Below are 23,052 nucleotides of genomic sequence, written 5' to 3'. Positions count from 1 at the left end.
CCAGGCCCCGTCCCCATCTAGTATGGGGGCGGGGTTAAATCCCGACCATTGAGGAGGGTGACATGCTGGAACTGAATGGAATAAGAAAAAGCTTTGGCAAGATCGAAGTCCTGCGCGGCGTCGACCTTGAGGCGCGCGCCGGCGAGGTGCATGCGCTTCTGGGCGAAAACGGTGCCGGCAAGTCGACTTTGATGAAGATCCTGTGCGGCATTCTGCAGCCCTCGGAAGGAACGATCCGCATCGACGGCAAGGATCGCCGTTTTGCCAATTACGATGAGGCGATTGCCGCCGGCGTCGGCATCGTGTTTCAGGAATTCAGCCTGATCCCCTATCTCAATGCCGTTGAAAACATGTTTCTTGCCCGCGAAATCCGCGGGCCGCTGCGCCTTCTGAACAAGGGCGCCATGCGCAAACGCGCCGCAGAAATCATGGGCCGTCTGGCCGTGGATGTGCCGCTAGACGTGCCGGTGCATCGCCTTTCCGTTGCCCAGCAGCAATTCGTCGAAATCGCCAAGGCATTGTCGCTGGATGCCCGTATCCTCGTGCTCGACGAGCCGACCGCGACGCTGACCCCTTCCGAGACGGAACACCTGTTCAAGGTCATGCGCGAGCTGCGCCGTCAGGGCGTGGCGATCATCTTCATTTCGCATCATCTTGAGGAAATATTCGAGATCTGCGACCGTATCACCGTTCTGCGCGATGGCGAACTTATCGGTTCCTGCCTGACGTCGGAGGTCGACAATGACCGTCTGGTGGAGATGATGGTCGGCCGGCGCATCGAAGCCAGTTTCCCGCCCAAACCGCAGCTCGATCCTTCCGCCGCAAAGGTGATCGAAGTCGAAGAGCTGCAATTGAAGAAGGGCGGGCCTGTCTCACGCTTTTCGCTGCGCAAGGGCGAAATTCTCGGCTTTGCCGGGCTCGTCGGCTCGGGCCGCACGGAAACGGTGCTCGCCATGCTCGGCGCGCATTCGGCCTCGCGCCGCAAGATCAAGCTCGATGGCGTGGATACGCGTTTATCCGGCCCCGACGATGCACTGATGCGCGGCATCGGTCTCTTGCCGGAAAGCCGCAAGGAGGAGGGGCTGATCACCAGCTTCTCCATCCTGCAGAATATTTCGCTGAACAATTATCGTAAGTACCGCAAGGCCCACTGGTTCCTCGACCTCAAGAAGGAACTGGAGCACACGACGAAGGCCATGGCGCAGGTGCAGGTCAAGGCGCAGGGGCCTTATGCCCGTGTCGACACGCTATCGGGCGGCAACCAGCAGAAGATCGTCATCGCCCGCTGGCTGAACCATGACATGCGCGTGCTGATCTTCGACGAGCCGACACGCGGCATCGATGTCGGCGCAAAGGCGGAAATCTACGCGCTGATGCGCGAATTCGCCGCCAGGGGGCATTCGATCATCATGATCTCCTCGGAGCTGCCGGAAGTGATCGGCATGTCCGACAGGGTCTGCGTCTTCCGCTCCGGCGGCATCGTCGCCACGGTTGAAGGCGAAGACATCAATTCAGAAACAATAATGACAAACGCCACCACCGGGAGAGTTGAACATGTCGCTTGATGCAAACACCGGCACTGCCGCGAAAACGGGCGGTTTCAGTTTCAGCTCGATGCTGCGTTCCCCGCTCGCCCTGCCGCTGGCGGGCCTCATCGTCGTATCGATCCTGATGGGGCTTGCGAGCGACAATTTCTTCAGCCTCAACAACATCATGAACGTGCTGCGGCAGGTTTCCGTCGTCGGCATTCTCGCCGTCGGTATGACCTTCGTCATCCTGACCGGCGGCATCGACCTGTCGGTCGGCGCGGTCATGGCGCTTATCGGCACGCTGTCGGCCGGCCTGATGGTGAATACCGGCCTGTCGCCTGCAATTGCCTTGCCGGCCGGCCTGTTCATCGGTCTCGGCATCGGCATCTTCAACGGGGCGCTCGTCGCCTGGGGCAAGATGCCCGCCATCATCGTCACGCTCGCCACCATGGGCATGGCGCGTGGCCTCGGCCTCATCTATTCCGGCGGTTATCCGGTCAGCGGCATTCCGAGCTGGATTTCCTGGTTCGGCGTCGGCCGTATCGGCGTCGTTCCCGTGCCTGTCATCATCATGGTGGTGATTTATGCCATCGCCTGGGTGCTGTTGCAGCGCACGGCTTTCGGCCGCCACGTCTATGCGCTTGGCGGCAACGAGCTGGCGGCCCGTCTTTCGGGCGTGAAGACCCAGCGCGTCAAGCTCGCGGTCTATGGCATCTCTGGTGTCACGGCCGCTTTTGCCGCCCTCATTCTGACAGGCCGCCTCATGAGCGGCCAGCCCAATGCCGGCGTCGGTTTCGAACTCGATGCCATCGCGGCCGTCGTTCTCGGCGGCACGGCGATCGCCGGCGGCAGGGGTCTCATCCTCGGCACGCTCATCGGCGCGGTGCTGCTCGGCATTCTAAATAACGGCCTCAACCTGATGGGCATCAACCCCTATCTGCAGGATGTCATCAAGGGCGGCATCATCCTGCTGGCCATCTATATCGGGCGCGAATGGCGCTGAGCCGGCCCGGAAACATCTTCATAAACGCAGGAGAATTAAATGTCTGAATCGCTGCAAGGCAAGATCGCGGTCATCACCGGCGCCGCATCCGGCATCGGGCTTGCCACAACGGAAGCGCTGTTGGAACAGGGCGCGACCGTGGTCATGGTCGACTGGAACGAGAACGCCTTGAATGATCTGGCCGCCAAGCTCGGCGACCGCGCCATCCCGCAGGTGACGAACCTGCTCGATGCCGACAGCTGCAATGCGATGATCCCGGAAATCCTGAAGAAGGTCGACCATATCGACATTCTCTATTGCAATGCCGGCACCTATATCGGCGGCGATCTTACCGAAACGACGCCTGAAGCCATCGACAAGATGCTGAACCTCAACGTCAACGCGGTCATGAAGAATGTGCAGGCCGTCGTGCCGCATATGTCGGAGCGCAAGACCGGTGATATCATCGTCACCTGCTCGATCGCCGGCCATTTCCCGACCTATTGGGAGCCGATCTATTCGGGCTCGAAATGGGCGATTACCAGCTTCGTGCAGGGCATGCGCCGCCAGATGATCCCGCACGGCGTGCGCGTCGCGCAGGTCTCCCCCGGCCCGGTGGTCTCGGCACTTCTGGCCGACTGGCCGGAGGAAAATCTCCGCAAGGCCAAGGAATCGGGCAGCCTCATCGATGCGAGCGAAGTGGCCGATGCCGTCGTTTACATGCTGACGCGCAAGCGCACCGTCACCATCCGCGACATGCTGGTCTTGCCGACCAACTTCGACCGCGTCTAAGACTTCAGGAGCGGCGGGGAAATCGGAACCGGTCCCGCCGCTTCAACCTGTTCAAGCACCGGATGATCCGCTCCGAGGAGTATCGCAAATGGCTTCCTATCTTGTTGGCGTCGATGTCGGAACCGGCTCGGCGCGGGCCGGTGTCTTCGATGTCGCGGGTAAGCTTCTCGCCACCGCCAAGCGTCCGATCAGTATGCACCGCGAGGATGGCGGCATTGCCGAACAATCGAGCGCAGAGGTGTGGCAGGCGGTCTGCGACAGCGTCCGCGAAAGCGTTTCGCGCGCCGGCATCAATCCGTCAGAGGTCGCCGGCATCGGGTTCGACGCCACCTGTTCTCTTGTGGTTCGCGGATCCAATGACGAGACCCTGCCGGTCGGCGCTGCCGATCATCCCGAGCGCGATATCATCGTCTGGATGGATCACCGTGCTGTCGAACAGGCCGAACGCATCAATGCCGGCAAGCATGCCGTCCTGAAATATGTCGGCGGGCGCATTTCTCCGGAAATGCAGACGCCGAAGCTTTTGTGGCTCAGCGAAAACAGGCCGGACATCTATGCCCGTGCCGAGCACTTCTTCGACCTGACGGATTTTCTGACGTGGAAGGCTTCCGGCGCGCTCGATCGTTCCGCCTGCACGGTCACCTGCAAATGGACCTATCTCGCCCATGAAAACCGCTGGGATGCGGAATATTTCACCAACATCGGCCTTGGCGATCTGGCGGAACAGGGCTTCCGCCGCATCGGTGAAAGCGTCGTGCATCCCGGCACGGCACTGGGCGCTGGCCTGACCGAAGATGCAGCCAAAGCCATGGGGCTGGTTGCGGGCACGGCGGTTGCCGCTGGCCTGATCGACGCCCATGCCGGCGGTGTCGGCACGGTTGCTGCGGGCGGCGATGCCTCGCGATGCCTCGGTTATGTCTTCGGCACGTCCTCCTGCACCATGACCACCACCACTGAGCCCGCTTTCGTGCCGGGTGTCTGGGGTCCCTATTATTCCGCCATGGTTCCGGGCGCTTGGTTAAATGAGGGCGGCCAGTCCGCCGCCGGTGCGGCCATCGATTATCTGGTGCAATTGCACCCGGCCTTTGCCGAGGCGAAGGCGCTTGCCGAGAAGGATGGCAAAGCCTTGCCGGTATGGCTTGCCGACCGCGCCCTCGGCCTTGCCGCATCCGCTTCCGCCGCGGCTGAGATCGCCGAAGATTTTCATGTGGTACCGGAATTCCTTGGCAATCGCGCACCCTTCGCCGATCCCCATGCGCGCGCGGTCATTGCCGGTTATGGCATGGAGACGGGTGTAGATTCCCTCGTCGCGCTTTATGTGGCTGGGCTGCTCGGCCTCGGTTACGGGCTTCGCCAGATCATCGAAACACAGGCCCGCAACGGCGCGCCGGTGGAAACCATCAGTGTCAGCGGCGGGGCAGGCGCTCATCCGCTTGCAAGACAATTGCTGGCAGATGCCACCGGGCTTCCCGTTGAGCTTACCGAATGCGAGGAGCCTGTGCTTCTCGGATCTGCGATGCTTGGCGCGGTTGCCGCCGGAACCTATCCGGACCTGATGGCCGCCATGCCCGCAATGTCGCGGATCGCCAGCCGTGCTGTGCCCGATCCTGCTTTTCAGAAGGTCCACCAGGCGCGTTACGACGCATTTCTGGCGCTTCAGAACGCGGCGCGCGCCATTCGCTCCGCCAGCCATCCCTGAATGCTGTCACAAACTTAGATCATCCGGCCGTATGGCCGCAAATAACGAGGATTCCATGCAGTTTTCCGGAAAATCCGTCATCATCACCGGTGCAGGCAAAGGCATCGGCCGCGCCTGTGCGCAGCTGATGGCCGCGCGCGGTGCGGAAGTGGTGGCGATCAGCCGCACCCAGTCCGATCTCGACAACCTGAAAAGCGAAATCGGCGGCCGTTCGATCCGTGTCGATCTCGCCGATGTCACGGCTACCCGCGCCGCCATGGCGGAGGCTGGTCCCTGCGACTTCCTGATCAACAGCGCCGGTATCAATGTGCTCGAAAGCGTGCTCGATATGAGCGACGCGGGTTATGAAGCCGTATTGGGCATCAACCTGCGTGCAGCTCTTGTCACCTGCCAGGAATTTGCCCGCGCCCGCGTTGCCAAAGGCGGCGGTGGCGCAATCGTCAACATCACCTCCATCGCCGGTCATCGCGGTTTTCAGGATCACCTCTGCTACGCGGCGTCCAAGGCCGGACTTGAAGGGGCGACCCGCGTTCTTGCCAAGGAGCTTGGCCCGCACGGCATCCGCGTCAACGCGGTCGCGCCGACCATCACCCTCACCGAACTGGCGGCGGAAGCATGGAACGATCCGGCGAAAAGCCAGCCAATGATGGTGCGCCATCCGCTCAACCGGTTCGCCGAAGCGCAAGAGGTGGCTGAGAGCATCGCGCTGCTCCTGTCGGATGACAGCCGCATGATTTCCGGGGCCGTGTTGCCGGTCGATGGTGGTTTCCTCGCCGTTTGACGTGCGCGGGGAAAGTCTGACGCGCAAGCGCTTGCCCGGAAATAAAAGAACGCCCGGCAAACAGCCGGGCGCTCCTCTTAATGAATGACAATCCTGTTAATGACGATGCTCGGGCATGTCCTTCAGCTGGTCCTTGGTCCATGACGTGACCGCATGGACATCGCCGTCCTCATCCCGCATGAAATCAAGATCGCTGAGCGGTACTGCGACCGGCTTTGCGCCGATACCAAGAAAGCCGCCGACATCGATGATGGCGGTGCTGCCGGCCCCGACGCCATGGACATGATCGACCTTGCCGACCTTGTGATCGTCTGCACCATAAACGGTGGCGCCTTCAAGAACGGACGGCGTCAGTTCCGTTTCAACCAGGCGTACGTGATTGGTGTGATCCATTGTTCTTGCTCCTGTCTTGGTTTACACAAAACAAACTCCCGCATGGCAAAACCGTTCCATGGAATGTCGCCGGCACGGACGTCGGAGGCCGGTGATTTCTCATCGATACATTGTTGGGGTTTGCGGCAGGCGCTTCCGAAAAGGTTGCGGAATGGTCACACCTTTTCTCTGGAAGACAAGTTTTCACTAAATTGCAACCGCTAAAGTTGTTGCGATGACGTGTCTGGATGTTATCTCTGCGTCAGGTTGAATCATCAAGGGGATGAGGGATGAAAAAGTTGGGGGCGGTTTTGCTGGTGGCTCTTTTGAGCGCATGTGCAAAGCCATCTGACGGACCGACCGCAGGCAATATCCGGTCTGCGACCTTGCCTCGAACCAACGAAAAAATCCCCGTCATCGAGCTGGCAAATGCACCGGCGGCCACGGTTTCCGCCGGAAGCCTGCAGGGCGCTTCCGGCCCCGGTCTCACCGCGCTTCGCAACACCGGTTACAACGCCCAGAGATTGCGGCGCGGTGATGTGATCGACATAACCGTGCTCGATACGGGTGAAGACGGCCTTTTCTCTCCGACGCAAAGCAAGACGCTCAATCTCGGCCGATTTACGGTGGATCAGAGCGGATCGGTTAATATCCCCTTCGTCGGCAAGCAGCGGGTGTTGGATTCGACCCCCGAGGGCCTGCAATCGCAGGTCGTTGCCGGGCTCAAGGGATCGGCCGTGAACCCGCAGGCCGTCGTCACCGTCGTCGACAAGCCGACGAGCGCCGTCATGCTTAGCGGTGCGGTGAAAAACCCCGGAAAAATAACGCTCACCGCCCGTCAGGAGCGGGTGCTCGATGCGCTCAATCAGGCTGGCGGCCCGACCGTCGCTCCCGGCGCTGCCACGGTTACCGTTGTACGCGGCTCGCACAGGGCCAGCGCGCCGCTTGACCGCGTCATGCGGGAAGACCGCCAGAATATCCGCCTGTCGCCGGACGATCAGATCATGATCGATGGCGATGCGGCGAGCTACACCGCGCTCGGCGCCTTCAAGAGCGCCGGCGAATTCCAGTTCGAAGCCGGGAAACTGACCCTGGCGCAGGCTGTCGGCCGTGCCGGGGGATTGCTGGATGACCGCGCAGATGCACGCAATGTCTATGTCTTCCGCAACGAGATCATTCAGGTACCGTCCGCAACCGCATCGGGTGCGAAAGGCCCGGTTGCGACAGCCACGACCATGCGGCCGGTGATTTATCACGTCAATATGCGCGATGCTTCCAGCATCGCGCTCATGCAGCTCTTCCAGATGCAGAAGGGTGATGTGCTCTATGCCAGCAACGCGCCGCTGGTGGATTCGGCCAAGCTGCTGACCGTGTTCCAGAAGAGCGCTCCGACGGCGGCAGCGCCGCTTCCCGGCAGCGGCAACTGACGATAAGGCGCTACAGAATCTGTAGCGCTTCCATCGCCGACTGCGGACGCAAAGCGGGATCGTCATGGCAACAGGTGTCTGCAAAATCCGCCAACCGTGGCGTGACTTGCGCTTCATCAGCTGAGGCAAGTCGCCGGGCAAGTCGTCCCACTGAAAATATATCCTGATCCGGCTTTGCAGTTGCGTCCCGCATCCGTTCCGGCGCTGCAAACTCACGCGAGGCGGCGAAGCTCATGCCCCGTTCCGCGTGTTTTTGGCCGATTTTCAGCGCAATGCCGAAATCGCAAAGCCTGCTTGTTTCGAAATCGCCATTCTCCAGCAGAATATTGGCTGGCGTGACATCGCAGTGAACATAGCCCCGTACATGCATGGCGCCCAGCCCTTCCAGCAGGCGGCGAAGGACTATGCGCGCATGCGACGCGGTAACCGGCCGCTGCGATGCGAGCGACGCCAGTGATTGCGGGAACCATGGCTGCAGCAGACCCGGACGGCCATCGGCCAGTCGCAGCAGCGCCGATGTTTCCACCAGACACGGATGGCGCAGCGCCAGTCCGACCTGTGCCTCTTCCCGCAATCTCTGCAGCAGTGCCGCGTCGTTTCTCGATGCCGGCGGTACGGTTTTCAGCGCATGAAGGGAACCGAGATCGCGGTGCCGCAATTGCAGCAGCAGCGTGTTTTCGCTTTGGTAGGTAATGCGTTCAAGGGCAAAACTGTCGGCGATCCAGTCGGGTTTCGCGTCGGAAAGATGCGAAGCTTTCCGGTCCAGCGCATTTCTGACCTGATCGATCAGATCCTTCTGCTCTTCGGCGGGCCTTTCCTGCGTGCCGTCATGGCGGATGCTTTGCCACAGATCGGAAAAGCGCTCGGCGACCTGCGGGTAGGCCGGCCCATCGCCCGGTTGTTTACCCTTGCTCAAGCCGGTTTCCAATCACGATGGCGCTGACGTTCTCGCGTGTGTCCTCGATCAGCGCTTCCTGGATCAGGGCGCTGGCGCAATCCTTGATCGGGGTGTTGCCGATAATTTCGGCGATGGCCCGTTCCTTGAGGATTTGCACCAGCGGATAGCTGCACAGGAGCAGCCTGTCCTGCGAACCCCAGTCTTCCCCGGTGATATCCGGCCGGAACTGCTGGGAAAGCCCGACACATTGCGAAAGCTGCTTTTTCATGCCGACAACGACGTGATCGCGCGAAAGCGGGTACATGGTTCCGTTTTTCAGGAGATAGGCGCGTGCATCGCCCGACCACAGGACACTCAGCCTGCGGCCGACAATAGAGGCGATGACGACGCTGGCCATCGGCCTGCCGTCGGCGCCCATGGCTTGCCGGGACAGAAGCAGGCTGTTGACGGTGCCGAGTTTTCCCCTGATCTGCTGGGCCATCACCTCGGGGTTTTCGGCATCGGGCGTCTCGGCAAGAATATTTGTGACCAGACGAGCGGCTTCCACGGCGCTGTGCGTGTCGCCCTGTCCATCCGCTATGGCGAAGAGGGCAGGGGTCTGGGAAACGAAGAGCGAGTCCGCGTTCAGAGAAAGCCGTGTTCCCGGGTGCGTGGCATAGCTGTAGATCACCGATGGCGATTGTTCGCTTGAAGGCATGGGCGAAGGCGCCGCAATGGGTGGGGTTTTCTGTTTCGCACTCTCCGGCGCCTGGGCAGGTGTTGAACCGTCGTCGTCGCCCTTGCTTGCCCCCTTGCCTGCCCCATTGCCTGCCATATCGCTGAAGAGACGCAGGAAATCGGAAGCTTTCGGTTTGCCGTCGAATTTGAGACCGCGGGCGCGGCGGCTGACGGGATCAATGTGCCACCAGAGGCTCGTCGGTACGCGGCCACGCACCATGTCCGCCGCATCATCATCGTCCCGTGGTTTCGGCAGGCGCAGTTTCTTGACGGAGGCGTTGAACCGGGACATGTCGAAATCGCCTGTCATGGATGTTTCGGCCAGCGCCTCTGCGGCCATGAACCAGGTGTCGTCGAGATAGAGCGTTCTCGGATGTTTCCGGAAGCTGTTGAGTTGCGCGATGATGGCAAGCGGATATTTGCGCCCCACCCGGTCTGCACTGGGCACCAGCACGCCGGCATAGGCGCAGTTTCCCCATATGCCGCGTTCGATGATGAAACGGATGGGAGGCGATGACGCGAATATTTCGGACCACCGGCCCGAGAACAGGTCAGCGCAGGCGTGAAGGCCAGATCGCATCCAGTCGTCAAACGTTCCGATCAGCTCCCGTTCAAGCCCGTCGGAGATGAAGTCGCCATGGCTGGGGACCTTGCCGAAGAAACCGATGCGGTCGCTTTCCGCTGCGGTTTCCGCGGGCCTCGATGCCGGATTGGCCATCAGCCGTTATTGACCGCGGTGCTTTTCGTCGTTGCTTCCATCATAAATCCCCTCCTTTGAAAAACCGGTGTGCCGCCCCGCCGCTAGAACTGTGCGGGGCAGGCAAAGCCGGCGATGGCGTCCAGCCTGAATGGATTGAGAACAGAGCCGAACTGAATATCGAATTCGGCAACCTGACCGCCATTCGCAAATCGCACCCGCAGCAGATCACCGGACTGGTTTTCGATGTCGGCGCCGTCGAACAGCCGGAATGGCGACCAGTCGCCGTTTTCGGTTTTTGCCTGCTGCCAGCCGCCCGGCTGGAAGGCGATGCGCGACAGGCTGGCCGTGTTTTCGCGCGAGGGCCAGGTAATCGATTTCGCCTGGATCGGGCCGTGATAATAAACCACCCGCTCGCCCTCGATTTCCAGCATCACTGCGCTGGAGACATTGGTGAGCGAAACGGGTTTGACATTGATCGACACCGCCGGCGTCTCGCTGCCATTCGGGAAAAAGGCGCGCGATATCTTGTCGGCATTTTCGAACTGGGCGACGGCGCTGCTCGGAATGCCGGCGGCGCCGAAGGTGCCTTTCCAGCTCCAGGGGTTGGTCGTCTTGTCGACAAAGGCTTCCATTCGCTGTTTGAAGAAGGTCTGGAAAACCCCGGTCGGCCCGAAGAGCCGCGTAAAATCCGCAATCGCGACATCGCGGGAAGACGACCTGTCGAACGGATAACGGCCGGTCACGATCGAAGAGCAGAGGGATGCCGCATCGGCTGTCCAGAGTTGCGCAATGCGGCTGCGTGCTGATTTGACCGCAAGCGAGCCGACATCCGCCGCCACGCCCGCCACCCAGACATCGAGGGGTGCCGGCAATTCGCGGGCCTGCTGTAGCAGATCCTGATTGGCCTTGGTGAGTTGGCTATCCACATCAAACACCTTGGCGACTTCGTCGGAGGTGGTTGCCGAACGGGCGAGCTGTTCGTTCAGCATCTTGAAATGCGCGAGCAGCTGTTCCGATGGCGAGCCCCCGGCCTTGCCGCCATTGGCCTGCTCACCGGTTGTGGCCGTTCCTTTCGCCGCCAGCATGTCCCGTAATCGGGCATAGGGATCCGCCGCGTTCACCGTGGCGGCCAGAACGGCTGCGGTCGCGTCCCCTTCCTCGGCGGAGGCGAGGGTGGCGGGGTTTGCCCCGGGGCGCAGATCGGTCGCCTCCGCGATCGATCTGGCGGCCTCCACCAGAATGTTGCGCTCATTGGCAAGCGCGCGGGTTGTTTCCACCGCGTCGCCAAGGGTCTGTGACGGCTTGACCCGGAGGTCGGCCAGCGTATCGGCCCATATTTTCTCGAAACGGTCGAAATAGATCTGCAGCGCGGCCTGCGCCACCTGCTCGACAGTCGCGCCCTTGATGGCGTCGTCAGAACCGCGCACCCACCCTTCGGAAAGCGCGACGCGGGCCGCATGGGCGACCTGGGGAATGACGACGCGGCGATATCCATCCGCGGTGAAGAGGCCTTCTATACCCTCCGCCATCGGCGTTTTGCTGCGTCGTTCGAAAGCACGCTCCCCCAGCGGGCCGAAGGCCGTAGCGGGTGTCCATTCCACCAGCTCCCGCACTTGCGGAAGGCCGGCGAGAATATCATAGGCGCGGGTGCCGATCGCCTGATCGCGGATCGTTTCGCGGGCGGTGGCGATGAGCCGCGCATCGAGCTCGATCGGGGCGAGCACGCCGTCGGCCAGCGCCTTTGCGTGCTGGTCAAGCGCCTCTCTCGCCGTCGCCCGTCCGTCGCCGGGATAAAGGGATGCGAACATCTGATGTGTCTGCACGGTCAGGAAATCGCGGTCCAGCGCGCCCATCCCGCCCAGCATCCCGTAGAGTTTCAGCGAATTGAACGTGCGGGTGACATCCTTCTCATCCTTCAGCTGCTTTTGCAGCTGCACGATCATGCGCGGCAGCAGAAGCGCGTTGAGCGCGCGCTGATAGGCATCACGCTGCCGGCCGGCGATCTTGTCTTCCTGATCGAGGCCGAAGCTGACATTCCACACCCGTTCGCGGGCAAAGCCGGAATTGACATCGCGCAGATTGTCCAGTGCGGGGAGGATGCGCAGGAAATCGGCGTCGGAAACATCGCGCACGGGAATGCCCTGCACGAGCTGTTCATAGGCCCCGAGTTTGCGGTCGGCCTCCGCCAGCGCCTGCGTATTCGCGAAATAGGTGAAAATCCAGCCGGTGAAAACGATGGCGACCGCAACTGCGGAAACGCCATAGGCAATGCGCCGCACCAGCAATTGTCGCCCGGAAAGGCGCTTGTCGCGCATCACCAGTGCGGCCTCGGGGAAGATGACATCCTTGAAGAGCCGCGACAGGAAATAGCTTCGGCGGGTTCTGGGTGCAGCGGGAGATTTTTCCGTTTCCGGCTGCGTGCCCGAAGCGAGATAGACGCCGCGCAGAAGCGGTGCTTCGATCAGCGGGGAGCTTGCGCAAAGTTCGGTCAGGGCCTCATGGAGCCGGTCTTTAAGCCGCGCGAGTTCGGCCGGGAAACGGAAGATGCGTCCGCGTATCTCCGCATTCTGCTCCTGCTGCAGGCGCTCGATCAGCATGGCATCAACCCGCTGCTGCAGCAGTTCGAATTCTTCCGTCAGACGCTGCGGCAGGTTTTCGGCGGAGTAACTCTCATCCAGCTTGAAGGTCGTGCCCCACACCTGCTGTCGGTCGGTCTTGTTGAAACCATCGAAGAATTCCACGAAACCATGCAGCAGGTCGGCTTTCGTCAGGACGATATAGACCGGAACGCGGGCATGCAGATATTCATCGAGTTCCGAAAGCCGCTGGCGGATGGAGCGCAGTTCCTGCCGCTGTTCCTCGGGATCACGGTTGAGCAGATCGGGAATGGACAGGGTGACCAATGCGCCGTTGATCGGCTGCGAACGGCGATATCGCCTCAAGAGGCCAAGGAAACCTTCCCAGCCTGCCTTCGAGGAACCGTCGAGATCGTCCTGCGTGGTGTAGCGGCCGGCGGTGTCGATCAATATCGCCTCGTCGGCGAACCACCAGTTGCAGTTGCGTGTACCGCCGATGCCCTTCACCGCATTTTCGCCGAGCGCATCGCCAAGCGGAAATTGCAGGCCGGAATTGGTGAGTGCCGTCGTCTTGCCGGAGCCCGGCGCGCCGAAGATCACGTACCAGGGCAGATCGTAGATATAACCGAAGCGCTTTTTCGTCACCCGCCGCAAGAGCGCGAGGGCTTCTTTCAGGCGGGTCTGGATTTCGCCGATTTCCGCCTGCCGGTTGGCCAGCGCCTCGCGCTCGATGCTGTCGACGAGTTCCTTGTCCTGCTTGCGGCCACGGTAAATCGTGACGACGATATAGACCAGCCAGACGGCGACGATGATGCCGATGGCAATGAGCCGCGCCTGCACCGTTCCAAGCGGTTTGAAATCGCCAAGCGCGATCAGATAGCCGTAGAACCAGATGACGACGCAGAGCGCGACCACCCACAGAAGCGACAGGAAACGGCGGCCGACGAGGGCCGCATAGCTCTCGACATAGGAACGGATCGTATAAAAATAGCTTAACGGGTTCATGGCTGGACCTCTCCCGGCTGCTGTCCCGGACTGTTCTCTATGGTCGGCGAGAGGATGCCGGCGTCGCTCAGTTTTTCATCGGGATTGGTCAGGACCATGATTTCCGTTCTGCGGTTTATCTGACGGCCTTCTTCCGTTTTATTGTCGGCGATCGGGTCGCTGTCGGCCCGGCCTTCGGTCAGGATCGCGTCAGGGCCGGTGAATTGTGAGAGAATATCTCCGACTGCCTTGGCGCGCGCCTCGGAAAGGTGCCAGTTCGATGGAAACTCCACCGTCTTGATCGGCACGGTGTCAGTATAGCCGATGACGACGGCGCGGAATTTTTCAGCGGCAAGCGCACCGCCGATACGCTGGATGAGATCGCGGAATTGCGGGCTGACATCGGCGCTGCCTGTCGTGAACAGGCCCGAATTGTTGATGCGAACCCGCAACCGCCCGTTCACATCCGCAAGGGTCACAAGCTTCCTGTCGACTTCCGGCTGCAGGAAGGCCATCAGCTTTTCAAGCCGCGAGGGTTGTCTCGGCTCCGCCATCTTCGGCGGTTCCACGACCCTGGGCGTTTCAACCTGGGCCGGTGGCTGGGGCGGTGGAGTGGCGATCAGCACGCTCGGCGTCTCGTTAGGGGGCAGATGAGCAAGCCTTTCGAAAGTGACATCCGATGCGTTGTTGAGCGACAGCGTGAAGAAGAGATAACCAAGCGCGAAGGCCAGCGCCATCAGCGATAGCAGGGTCCAGAGCGCGGCCATCGTCCGCAATGGCGTATGCCGGGCATCGACGCCTTTCCAATGCGGAGAAAGCTCCCGCTCGAAGGCGCCATATTGGCCGATCAGCGTCTTGTAGAGGCTGTCGCGGATGCGCGAAAGCTCCAGCGCTCCCTTTGGCGAAACGCGGGTGCGTCCTTCGAAAGCCAGCGACAGGCACAGATAGATCAGCAGCAGCAGATCCTTGTTGGCGCCGGGCGACTGGTGGAAATGGTCGAGAATGTCGAAAACCCGGTCGCCGCCGGTGACATCGTTGTGGAAGGTGGAGACGAGGCCGGAGCGTGCCCAGCCTGCCCGCACGCCCCAGGGTTTGCTGAGGACCACATCATCCACGGTTGCGCAGACGACATAATGCGCAGCTCTCGCCCGCTCCGGGCTGATGCGGGCGGAAGCGAGATCGCGCTCATAGCGGGTGATCGCCTCAACGCAGGCGCGGCGAAGCTGGTCGGGGTCCGGCTCCGCATCGCTGAAGCGTAACAGATGCGCGAGGTTGAGGAGTGGGGCTGCCGACTGCACAAGTGTCGGCACCTCTTCTCCGCCGAAGTGGAAGCCGGTGAGCAGCTGTTCGACCGGCATGGCGGCCGCGCTTGACTTCGTTCGCCCGGACGGCTCGTCGGCGTCGACAATGTCTTCGAGGATTGCCGCCATGTTGCGGGCGTTCTGGTTGCGCTGGCGGCTTTTCTCGGTGATCTCGACCACCGTCGGCAAATCCTGCCAGGAAGAGGGGTTTTCCTTGCTCATTCGCGTAACGCCCACATTTCCATCTCAAGCCCGGGAAACTCGCCAGCCAGATGCAGGGCGATGGCGCCGGAGGTCTCTAGCTGCTTCCAGAGTGGCGATTGCGTATCGATCTCGAAATAGACGGTGCCGGATCGATAGGGCAATTGCCGCGGCAGGACCGGCAGGGAGCGCACGGGAATGCCCGGCAGCGCCACATTGACCAGTTCGGAAATCCGCTCCACCGGCCCGACCTTGATCTGTGCCGGCAGGCGGCGGCGAATGTCTTCGGCCGCCATGTCCGCGCGCACGGCGAGCACGAAGCCGGCATCGCGCAGCAATGTACGGTCATGGATGGTGCCGACACGGACGCCATGGCGGCGTTCCACCAGTTCGATCGCCACGGCGGCCTGTTCCAGAACCGCTGACAGCGACGTGCGCAGATCATCAAAAACAGCGCCGAAGGTGGCTTTCAGATCCTCGTGCCGATAGGGCGGGAAATCCGTTGCCCGTTTTTTGTCCGTGGTGAAGGTGGCAAGCTCGCCGGCAAGCTGGATGCAGTCTTCGTAAAAGCGGATGGGGTGAAATCGCGTGGCGTTGGCACCGCGGTGCGCCAGCAGCGGATCGGCCCGGTTGAGGATCTGCAGCAGGAAATAATCGCCCACTTCCGCCGTTCCCCGGATCGTCGGATCGCCAATGCGTTCGGCAATCGCCTGGGCGCGGTGGCGCACGATCCCCAGAAGCTCCGTCAGCAATTCGTTGAGGCGGGGTGCCGCCGCACAGCTGAGGCTCGGAGGAATGAAATCCGGATCCAGAATGACCGCGCGGTCGGAGCGGACCTCGATCACGCGCGCCAGACCGATGAGATCGTAACCGGAAAGATCGTCGCCGGTTTTCAGGAATTTCAGGCTGAGACGGCCGACATCGATCGGGGCCACGAAATCCGTCTCGATATTCGTGTCGGAGACCTCATAGCTGGAGGCGGTGAAGCGCACATTGTTCGCATCATTGCGGCCGCTGGCGGACATGTCCGCTTTGCCCGGCTGCCGGGCCGGCAGGGCGAGATAGATGACGGCGTTCTTGACGCTTTCGTCGAGATCGAGCGGCGGCGGCAGGTCGGAATCTTCAGGCGCCTCGAAGGGTGTTCCATCGGGAAGAACGCCGCGCAGGTTCGAAAGGGCGAATTGCCCTATCGACAGCGCGCTGCGGTCCACGCCGATTTCGGCGATGCCCCAGGGATATGGCGAGAGGTTGCGCGTGGTGTTGCGCACCAGCCGTTCGGTCCAGCGGTCGGATTGTTGAAAATGCTGGACGCGAAGAAACATGCCCTCGCTCCAGGCAACACGGTTCTCATGTCTCATTGTGGCTGTTTACCCCCTTTGCATCGGCCGTTATCGCGTCAGGTTCCTGCGTGGGCGCGGCGTCACCGCGCGCTGCCCGCTGCAGGAACTGCCTGACTGGCAATGGACGGCCGTTTTCCTCAAATTGCTTTTTGTAAGTGGACCAGTAGTCGGTCTTCATGATCAGCCCCTGCCAGTCCCGGCGCTCGATCTTCGCCCGGAGATCGTTGCCGGCATCGACGGCGGCTTCGAGAAGCCTCGGCTCGAGCTTTTGTGTGCAGCCGTGGATCAGGGTTTGAAGAGAGGCGGCGAGACGCCGCTGCTGGCGGATGAGCGTTTGCATCCGCTCGCTCAGGGAGGCTGATGACCCCTGGCCTGTGCGCTCGCCTTCAATGTCGAGAATGGCCAGACAATCGGCGCTTTCCCGCTCCAGCGTGGTCAGAAGATCGCCGATCTCCTGCGCGGTCGAAGCAACCGCAGCCGGCGCGTTTTCCAGCGGCAAGTCTTCGTCCGCCTCGGGGAAAACGCTGTCGAAATCTTCGCTACTTGCGGCGGAAACCGGACGCGAGATCATGACCGGCGTGTTCAGTGCGTCGGTATGTTCGTGCTCGTTGCTTGCAACCGGTTCGTCGTCCCAGTCATCAGGCAGAACGGTATCGATTCCGCGCGCCGAGGGCGGTTCGCTCCAGCCAATCTCGACATTTCGCGAAATGGATTTTGTCTTCCGGCCCGCACCCTCGCGCCATGTTTCGGACCAGTCATCGGCAGAGGCGGCGTTGCCCATCACGCCGCCGGCCGACCGGCCGTTCGGGGCGATATCGGCAAGGATCGCCGAAATGGTCAGGGGCTCGTCACTCATGCGCAGGGAAGCGTCGGGATCGGAAAAATCCAGTTCGGCATCGCCGCTGATGGCGACCTGAAAAACCTGCCCGCCAATGTTGATTTGCGAACCGTCGCGGAGACGCGCGCTTTCGCCTTCGAGCAGCAGGCGGCCATCGACCAGCGTGCCATTCGCGCTCTGGTCCATTATCGTGAAGCCCTCGCCATCGCGGTTGAGCGTGCAGTGCAGCTTGGAAACGCGCCGTTCATTGTCATCGATCTGCCAGTCGCACTCCCGCGATCGGCCGATGACGCGGCGGCCGCGCTCGAAGCTCCACTGACTGGCTCTTGCTGCTCCGATATTGCGTGTGTCCTTGAGTGCAAGCTTCATATCCATGCCCTCACGCGGAAATCGCCGAGCCTTCCCGCTCGGTCACCACAGCGTCAGCGCTGTCTTGTTGGGCGGGCGCCACGCGAGCCCAACTGTTCCAGCCGAGGCGGGCGGGAGCATCGAACTGGCCGAGGCGGCAAAAGGGAATATCCTCCTTTTTCAGGATCACCTGCACGTCGAAATGTAAGGCGCTTCCGACGAACAGGCGTGTCAACGAAAATATTTCCGCAAGCCGTTTCGATCCGGGCGTCAGCGCCAGATAATCGGCATAGCCGACAGGGCCGATCACGACCCGGAAGCCGCCGCTCATATCTTCGACAGCGCTGCCTGCCGTGGTATTCTGCCCGAGCCTCAGCCCGGATGCCTGTCCGAGCTGGCTCTGTTCGTGAAGCGGCAGAGCCACCCATCGCCGGCGAAACTGCTCGACGTTGACCGGAAGTCCCGTGAATTCGCAAAGCATTGATGTCAGGGCCGAAACATTGCGGTTGCGGCCGGCCAGCAGTCCGCTGAAACGCAGGAGCGCATCTTCGTTCACGCCTGCCTTCTCGACCAGACCGGCTGTGCGGAACCCGGTGAGTGCAAGCAGGGTTTTGCGGAAACCATTCTCCCGCTGTTCGGCCGACCAGCGCAATCCCCTTGCGAGGCGGTATTTTTCCGTTGCTGAGACAAACAGTTCGCTGAACCTTGCCGCGAACAGATTGAAGAAGCTTGCCAGCGCTCCGGAACGATTGCGTTCTTCCCGCTGCAGCAACTCGCCATAGGCCGGCGGCAGCGAACCGAGCGGCCCGACAATGGGCGCGAAGGCGGATTTCAGTTCGGCCTGGCCGCGTTTGCGGTTGAAGCCGCTGATCGCCAGAGCGGTCGGCTGTGTTCCGCCATGGGCACCGACGACAATCCCGTCATCCGCCGAAACGAGCTGCGCGACGCGAAACGCCGTGGTGGGCTCAAAACGGCCGGGATCGTCGCTGAGAAGCGCCGCCTGCCGGTCTTTCATGGTTGGCGTCTGCTGTTCCATCCCGGTCTCCTAGAGCAGCGGCCGGTCCGCTGCGCGGGCCGGCCAGCGGGCGATGGGTTTGGAGTGGCCACGCATCGTCGCCGTCAGCCGTGTGAAACTGTTGATCGAGGTGTAAAGCCCGAAAAAGTGGTTGAGGACGCTGGCGAAAATAAATGCGGCGGGTCGCGCGATCAGCGCGGGATCGAACTCCACGGTGATATCCGTTCCCGGCACCATCGCCGATCCGATCCGGGCATGGGAATTCTGCGCCTCGACATTGCTGATCGCCTCCACGAGCTGCCGGGTTTCCGGGCTGTCCCTGAAGGAATAAAGCGACAGAATGTCCTTCAGCGGTGCACCGCCGCTGTCGGTGAGGGAGAGATGGTTGAGGAGAAGATGCGAGATAAGCCGCCACTCGCGCGCCGAGCGTTCATTGACGCGGATCGCCGCCGTCGGCGGCATCAGCGCGTGGACCGACTTTACCGCTTCATTGCCGGTCGAAAGCTGCAGGAAGGGGTGCCCGCCGCCGAAGGGAAGCTGGCTCGGCAGCTCGCGGTTGATGCACAGCGTATCGATGCTCGCCACCATGTCGAGCGGCCCGAGCGGGCCGCGCTTCTCATCCACGAAGGCGATGTCCGTATCGGATGAGCCGTCGTCATCGAACCGGCGCTGTATCTGCCAGAACACGTTGGCGCCATTGTTGCGCTGTGTACGGCCGAAAAACGGGGAGGTCTTTTCGGTCTGCCCGGAGCGGCTGGTCAGTTGAACATTTTCGACGCCATAGATTTCGCGGGTCCGCTGCCGCCGTGCATCCGGCAGCAGGCGGTATTCCGTTCGGGTGCCATCGAGGCTGAGCGGTTCGCAGCTTTGTTTGAACAGGTTGATGACCGGCGAGGCGTTCAACACAAAATCCCCGACCGACACCATACGCTCAAGCTGCGTGTCCGCCGCATCCAGATAGATATAAAGTTCGCAATCGCCGCCGCTCCATTTGTTGAGCCCGTCGATGTCGAGAAAGAGAAATTTCTGCGGCAGCGCGAAGAATTCGGTGAGAAGCCGGTATCCGTCAAAACTGTTGGCCGGATAGGGCAACATGGCCTGGTCGCGCGTATAACCGGATGGCGTGAGATTGCCGGCGGGCAGGAAAACGGCTTCCTTGTCCTCGGCGTGACGCGCCAGCGCCATGCCCACGCAATGATTGGTCAAAAGCTCGTAAAGCGCCGTGGCCTGCTGCCAGGCGGCGGACAGGAAAATCTGAAGCTTCGTCAGTCCCATTTCCGGAAAAGTGCCGCCGCGCGGCGCCGTGCTGCGCAAAGAAAGCCGCAGGCAGCTGGCGGCGCCGGCAAAGGAGGCTGAAAAAGGCGCGTCGATCGGCTGGCCGGAAAGTGTTGCGGCGGCAATTTGCAGGGGAACGATCTCCACCTCCTGCGTGGTGCGAAAACGGCAGCTTTCGCCGCCCACCGGTTCAGCCAGTATTTCGCTGTGCGGTGGAAGCATCTGCACCGTTGCGAGCGCCGTGCTTGGGGTGAACTGAACCACGCTCATCGAAGGGATCGGCGCAAGATAATGCGGATAGAGCGTTTCCAGCAGGCTGTCCGACAGTTCGGGAAATTCGTCGTCCAGCTTCTGGCGCACGCGGGCGGCGGAATAGGCGAAACTCTGGATCAGCCGCTCGACATGCGGATCGTCGGCGACATCGCCCGTCATGCGCAGCCTGCCGGCGATTTTCGGGAAGGCAGCGGCAAAGCGGGATGCCCGCTTTCTCAGCGCAAAAAGCTCGTCATTGTATTTTTCGAGGAAGCCGTCAGCCATTTGCCGCCTCCACCAGAAAACGTTGCGTGGAGGGATCGATCCGGGATTCGAAGCTGATCGGTGGCATGCCTTCCTGAAGACGGAAGCTTGCCTGTATGCGCATGCGCAGCGCCCGGTCGCCATCCGTGCGGTTCTTCAGGATTGCCACATGCACATCGGCAAGGCGGGTTTCGAACAGGGAAATCCGCCGCTCGATGCTGCGTGCGAGCTGCGCCTTGGAGGCATCCGTCACCAGATTGGCCGAGAGAATGCCGTCCACGCCGTAGCTCACCAGCGCATTGGACAATTCCTTCAACACGGCCGGCGGACCGGCGGGGTTACGGCGGGTATTGAGCAATGCCTCGAGATCGCGGCGGATCACCTCGCGCATTTCCCGTGCCTGATCCTTCAGACTGACGAGCGTGTCCGTTTCCGCATCCGGTGCGTCATCAAGCAGCCGGTCCAGAATGGAGCGCGACAGCGTTCTCTGCCGTGCGCGATATTGCTCCAGCGGATCAACCACGGGCGATCTGCCTTTCTTCGTCGGACAGGGCGGAAAGAGCGCCGATCTCGTGGAACGGCACCACATCGTCGCCAATCAGCAGGCAGCGTTGTCCGAGGCCCGTCGCCAGCGGCTGGTCGCCTTCGCTCCAGCGGGTTTCACGGCCGAGAAGGAGGCCGACATCGTCGCCCGCGCCGTGATAGATCGCCGGCAGCAGCACGGATGCGACCGCCCCGTCGCGCAGCGTCAGTTCGGCCCCACGAAAGGCGAGATCGCGCGGGCGGCTCATGGGGTCGATGGCAAGGCTCTCGATGCGCCCGTAGTCGATCCAGAGATAACGGCCGCCATTGGTCAGGACTTCCAGTGCATGCGGAATCCGGTCGTCCAGATCGCGGATGTCGCCGGCGCTCTTGCCATCGTGGCCGATCGGCACATTGCCGCGTTTGTCGTCGAGTTCAGCCAGTGCGGCTCTGGCGGCATCCGCGTCGCCGCTGCGTGCGGCGATATTCGCCCGGATGGCCAGCTGATCGAGTTCGGAGGGGCCGCCGGGGAAATCCGGCACCGCGCCGTTCTCGAACCACGCATTGCGTGCGGCCATGGCGCGCAGCTGGTGGCGAAAGAGGGAAAAGCCGACGCTGTCCTGCGGCGAAAATGTTGCGGCCAGATTGCATTGCGCATCGGCCTTTTCATAGTCGCCGGCAAGCACCAGCAGGTCGATGTAGAAATGGCGGCCATCCTTGTCGGTCGGCCTGGCTTTCACATGGTCCCGCGCGAGCCCGATTGCGTCTTGCAGCTGGTTGTCATCCAGGAGGCGGGAAATATCGTCGCGCAGCGTCATGCGGATATCCTTTGCGGCTCGGCGGAAGACCGGGATGCGGCGGTGGCCGGCATCATGGTTTCGGCAATGAGGTGGAAGCTCGTGGAGACGTCATCGAGCTGGAAATGCGGCTGGAGGCGCACGGTGCAGGAGAATGTTCCGGGCTTGCCGGGAACCTCGAAGACATTGATCCCGGCAGAGCGCAGCGGATAACGCGTGCGCAATGCCGCCTCCGCATCGTCATTGCCAAGCGTGTAGGAGGAAAGCCAGCTTTCCAGCTTGCGCTCGATGGTCGTGGCGTCGCTCAACTGGCCGATGTCGTCACGCATGATGACCTTGAGGTAATGCGAGAACCGGGAGGCGCACAGCACATATTGCAGCATGGCGGCAAGGCGGGCGTTCTGCCTGGCCGCTTCGGTGGAATAATGGCCGGGCGCATGCAGGGACTGATTGGCGTTGAAGATCGCCGTGCCGGAAAGATAGGTGGTGGAGACGGGCACGATGCCGAGATCGGAAAATTGCTGCTCCTGCCCGGTCGTCAGTTGCACCTCGACGGGCGGCTGGGCGGAAAGGCCGTTGCTCTCGATGCCGAGATCGAACGGTGGCAATTGCCGGGCAGAGAGCATGCCGCCATCCACGGCATCCTGCGTCACACCACGCAAATCCGCAAACCAGCCGGAATCCACGAAGTTGCGCACGACCACGGTTGCAAAGGCGAAGGCGGCATTACCCCAGAGCAGGGTCTCGCCGCTTTCAGCCACATGTTCGCGGAACGGAAATCCGTCGTCGCGTCCGCGCGCATAGGGCCTGTAGGGAGAGCGCAGCAAAACACGCGGCGCGACAAGGCCGACGAAGCGGGAATCGTCGCGTGCGCGAAGCGCATTCCAGCGAAGCCGCGATTTCTCCTGCTTCAGCGAGGAAAAGTCATGAACCCGGCTGAGTTCGGAAAAATCCTGCAGGCCAACGGCGGAAGGTGCCGCCGCCGCCACGAAGGGGCAGAAGGCCGCAGCGGCCACCATGCCGATCTGCGACAGCGTGGTGATGGAATCCGCACCCTGAAGATCATCGGGGGAGAAGGCGTAGTCGCCGATCATCAGGCCGACCGGTTCGCCGCCGGGCATGCCGAATTCGCGGTTATAGACGACTTCGAAAAGATGGCTCTGGTCGAAGTCGGTGGCGCGTTCCGTGTTGCGGGCAAGGTCGCGCCAGCTGGCGTTCAGCAGTTTCACCTTCACGTCGGTGCTGCGGCCCGCCTCGCGCACGACCATGGCAAGCCCGCGCCATCTCGCTTCCATCGCCTGAAAATCAGGGTGATGGAGAATGGCGTTCACCTGGCCGGTCAGCGCATCGTCGATGAGAGCGATGAGCTGGTCGGCGAAAAGACGGGCGTCCGGAAAGGACTGATGCGCCATGAGCGGGCTCCGGGTGATGAACGGGGCCGG

Annotated in this window: 18 protein-coding genes; 6 read left to right on the top strand and 12 right to left on the bottom strand. The window is 61.8% G+C overall.

Features of this window, described 5'->3' with window-relative positions:
• The first annotated feature begins 62 nt into the window (after nt 1–62).
• From ACIQUH_RS10015 to ACIQUH_RS09995, 5 genes are all read left to right on the top strand, one after another.
• Entirely contained in the window at nt 63–1,565 is a 1,503-nt protein-coding gene (locus ACIQUH_RS10015) for a sugar ABC transporter ATP-binding protein (protein WP_400814347.1), read from the top strand.
• The gene (locus tag ACIQUH_RS10010; protein ID WP_400814345.1) at nt 1,555–2,532 is read left to right on the top strand and encodes an ABC transporter permease; all 978 of its coding nucleotides are present in this window, start codon (nt 1,555–1,557) and stop codon (nt 2,530–2,532) included. The genes ACIQUH_RS10015 and ACIQUH_RS10010 overlap by 11 nt, the downstream gene beginning before the upstream one ends.
• 39 nt (nt 2,533–2,571) lie before the next feature.
• Complete coding sequence (locus ACIQUH_RS10005) at nt 2,572–3,303, top strand: SDR family oxidoreductase (RefSeq protein WP_400814343.1); 732 nt, start codon at nt 2,572–2,574, stop codon at nt 3,301–3,303.
• Nucleotides 3,304–3,391: 88 nt separating this feature from the next.
• Entirely contained in the window at nt 3,392–5,002 is a 1,611-nt protein-coding gene (locus ACIQUH_RS10000) for an FGGY-family carbohydrate kinase (protein WP_400814341.1), read from the top strand.
• Between the two features lie 55 nt (nt 5,003–5,057).
• Entirely contained in the window at nt 5,058–5,783 is a 726-nt protein-coding gene (locus tag ACIQUH_RS09995) for an SDR family oxidoreductase (RefSeq protein WP_400814339.1), read from the top strand.
• A 96-nt stretch (nt 5,784–5,879) separates the two neighbouring features.
• Here the strand turns inward: ACIQUH_RS09995 and ACIQUH_RS09990 are convergent, their stop codons facing one another.
• Entirely contained in the window at nt 5,880–6,176 is a 297-nt protein-coding gene (locus ACIQUH_RS09990; RefSeq protein WP_003522015.1) for a PRC-barrel domain-containing protein, read from the bottom strand.
• A 269-nt stretch (nt 6,177–6,445) separates the two neighbouring features.
• Here ACIQUH_RS09990 and ACIQUH_RS09985 point away from each other — a divergent pair, with 269 nt between their 5' ends.
• Complete coding sequence (locus ACIQUH_RS09985) at nt 6,446–7,582, top strand: polysaccharide biosynthesis/export family protein (RefSeq protein WP_400814336.1); 1,137 nt, start codon at nt 6,446–6,448, stop codon at nt 7,580–7,582.
• 10 nt (nt 7,583–7,592) lie between these two features.
• Here the strand turns inward: ACIQUH_RS09985 and ACIQUH_RS09980 are convergent, their stop codons facing one another.
• The 11 genes from ACIQUH_RS09980 to tssC form a co-directional block, all read right to left on the bottom strand.
• The gene (locus tag ACIQUH_RS09980; protein WP_400814334.1) at nt 7,593–8,498 is read right to left on the bottom strand and encodes a protein kinase; all 906 of its coding nucleotides are present in this window, start codon (nt 8,496–8,498) and stop codon (nt 7,593–7,595) included.
• On the bottom strand, nt 8,485–9,915 hold the full coding sequence (gene tagF / locus ACIQUH_RS09975; RefSeq protein ID WP_400814331.1) for a type VI secretion system-associated protein TagF: 1,431 nt from the start codon (nt 9,913–9,915) through the stop codon (nt 8,485–8,487). Before tagF ends, ACIQUH_RS09980 begins: the two co-directional genes overlap by 14 nt.
• Before the next feature lie 83 nt (nt 9,916–9,998).
• Nucleotides 9,999–13,478, bottom strand: coding sequence for a type VI secretion system membrane subunit TssM (gene tssM, locus ACIQUH_RS09970; RefSeq protein WP_400814329.1), 3,480 nt, complete (start codon nt 13,476–13,478; stop codon nt 9,999–10,001).
• Complete coding sequence (gene tssL / locus ACIQUH_RS09965; protein WP_400814327.1) at nt 13,475–14,980, bottom strand: type VI secretion system protein TssL, long form; 1,506 nt, start codon at nt 14,978–14,980, stop codon at nt 13,475–13,477. Before tssL ends, tssM begins: the two co-directional genes overlap by 4 nt.
• Entirely contained in the window at nt 14,977–16,317 is a 1,341-nt protein-coding gene (gene tssK / locus ACIQUH_RS09960; protein ID WP_269312818.1) for a type VI secretion system baseplate subunit TssK, read from the bottom strand. The genes tssL and tssK overlap by 4 nt, the downstream gene beginning before the upstream one ends.
• Entirely contained in the window at nt 16,307–17,512 is a 1,206-nt protein-coding gene (locus ACIQUH_RS09955; protein WP_400814324.1) for a type VI secretion system-associated FHA domain protein, read from the bottom strand. The genes tssK and ACIQUH_RS09955 overlap by 11 nt, the downstream gene beginning before the upstream one ends.
• A gap of 4 nt (nt 17,513–17,516) precedes the next feature.
• Nucleotides 17,517–18,521: a type VI secretion system baseplate subunit TssG gene (tssG, locus tag ACIQUH_RS09950; protein ID WP_400814322.1), complete on the bottom strand. Its 1,005-nt coding sequence runs from the start codon at nt 18,519–18,521 to the stop codon at nt 17,517–17,519.
• A gap of 9 nt (nt 18,522–18,530) precedes the next feature.
• Nucleotides 18,531–20,312 (bottom strand): type VI secretion system baseplate subunit TssF, encoded by a 1,782-nt coding sequence (tssF, locus tag ACIQUH_RS09945; RefSeq protein WP_400814320.1) that lies wholly within the window; start codon nt 20,310–20,312, stop codon nt 18,531–18,533.
• A complete protein-coding gene (gene tssE / locus ACIQUH_RS09940; RefSeq protein ID WP_400814318.1) occupies nt 20,305–20,814 on the bottom strand; it encodes a type VI secretion system baseplate subunit TssE in 510 nt (169 codons plus the stop codon). The genes tssF and tssE overlap by 8 nt, the downstream gene beginning before the upstream one ends.
• Nucleotides 20,807–21,631, bottom strand: coding sequence for a type VI secretion system accessory protein TagJ (locus tag ACIQUH_RS09935; protein ID WP_400814316.1), 825 nt, complete (start codon nt 21,629–21,631; stop codon nt 20,807–20,809). Before ACIQUH_RS09935 ends, tssE begins: the two co-directional genes overlap by 8 nt.
• Nucleotides 21,628–23,022, bottom strand: coding sequence for a type VI secretion system contractile sheath large subunit (gene tssC, locus ACIQUH_RS09930; protein ID WP_400814314.1), 1,395 nt, complete (start codon nt 23,020–23,022; stop codon nt 21,628–21,630). The genes ACIQUH_RS09935 and tssC overlap by 4 nt, the downstream gene beginning before the upstream one ends.
• Between the last annotated feature and the right edge of the window lie 30 nt (nt 23,023–23,052).

Source organism: Agrobacterium sp. NPDC090283 (assembly GCF_044769685.1).
GTDB lineage: Bacteria > Pseudomonadota > Alphaproteobacteria > Rhizobiales > Rhizobiaceae > Agrobacterium.
Note: the sequence above shows the minus strand (reverse complement) of the source record. Positions and strands in the feature narration are given on the sequence as shown.

What these genes read in the sequence shown, in the direction of transcription:
- ACIQUH_RS09990 (WP_003522015.1), bottom strand. Translation starts at nt 6,176, where the DNA reads ATGGATCACACCAATCACGTACGCCTGGTTGAAACGGAACTGACGCCG.
- ACIQUH_RS09995 (WP_400814339.1), top strand. Translation starts at nt 5,058, where the DNA reads ATGCAGTTTTCCGGAAAATCCGTCATCATCACCGGTGCAGGCAAAGGC.
- ACIQUH_RS10010 (WP_400814345.1), top strand. Translation starts at nt 1,555, where the DNA reads ATGTCGCTTGATGCAAACACCGGCACTGCCGCGAAAACGGGCGGTTTC.
- ACIQUH_RS09935 (WP_400814316.1), bottom strand. Translation starts at nt 21,631, where the DNA reads ATGACGCTGCGCGACGATATTTCCCGCCTCCTGGATGACAACCAGCTG.
- ACIQUH_RS09985 (WP_400814336.1), top strand. Translation starts at nt 6,446, where the DNA reads ATGAAAAAGTTGGGGGCGGTTTTGCTGGTGGCTCTTTTGAGCGCATGT.
- tssM (WP_400814329.1), bottom strand. Translation starts at nt 13,478, where the DNA reads ATGAACCCGTTAAGCTATTTTTATACGATCCGTTCCTATGTCGAGAGC.
- ACIQUH_RS10000 (WP_400814341.1), top strand. Translation starts at nt 3,392, where the DNA reads ATGGCTTCCTATCTTGTTGGCGTCGATGTCGGAACCGGCTCGGCGCGG.
- ACIQUH_RS10005 (WP_400814343.1), top strand. Translation starts at nt 2,572, where the DNA reads ATGTCTGAATCGCTGCAAGGCAAGATCGCGGTCATCACCGGCGCCGCA.
- tssG (WP_400814322.1), bottom strand. Translation starts at nt 18,521, where the DNA reads ATGGAACAGCAGACGCCAACCATGAAAGACCGGCAGGCGGCGCTTCTC.
- ACIQUH_RS10015 (WP_400814347.1), top strand. Translation starts at nt 63, where the DNA reads ATGCTGGAACTGAATGGAATAAGAAAAAGCTTTGGCAAGATCGAAGTC.
- tssC (WP_400814314.1), bottom strand. Translation starts at nt 23,022, where the DNA reads ATGGCGCATCAGTCCTTTCCGGACGCCCGTCTTTTCGCCGACCAGCTC.
- tagF (WP_400814331.1), bottom strand. Translation starts at nt 9,915, where the DNA reads ATGGCCAATCCGGCATCGAGGCCCGCGGAAACCGCAGCGGAAAGCGAC.
- tssL (WP_400814327.1), bottom strand. Translation starts at nt 14,980, where the DNA reads ATGAGCAAGGAAAACCCCTCTTCCTGGCAGGATTTGCCGACGGTGGTC.
- tssK (WP_269312818.1), bottom strand. Translation starts at nt 16,317, where the DNA reads ATGAGACATGAGAACCGTGTTGCCTGGAGCGAGGGCATGTTTCTTCGC.
- tssF (WP_400814320.1), bottom strand. Translation starts at nt 20,312, where the DNA reads ATGGCTGACGGCTTCCTCGAAAAATACAATGACGAGCTTTTTGCGCTG.
- ACIQUH_RS09955 (WP_400814324.1), bottom strand. Translation starts at nt 17,512, where the DNA reads ATGGATATGAAGCTTGCACTCAAGGACACACGCAATATCGGAGCAGCA.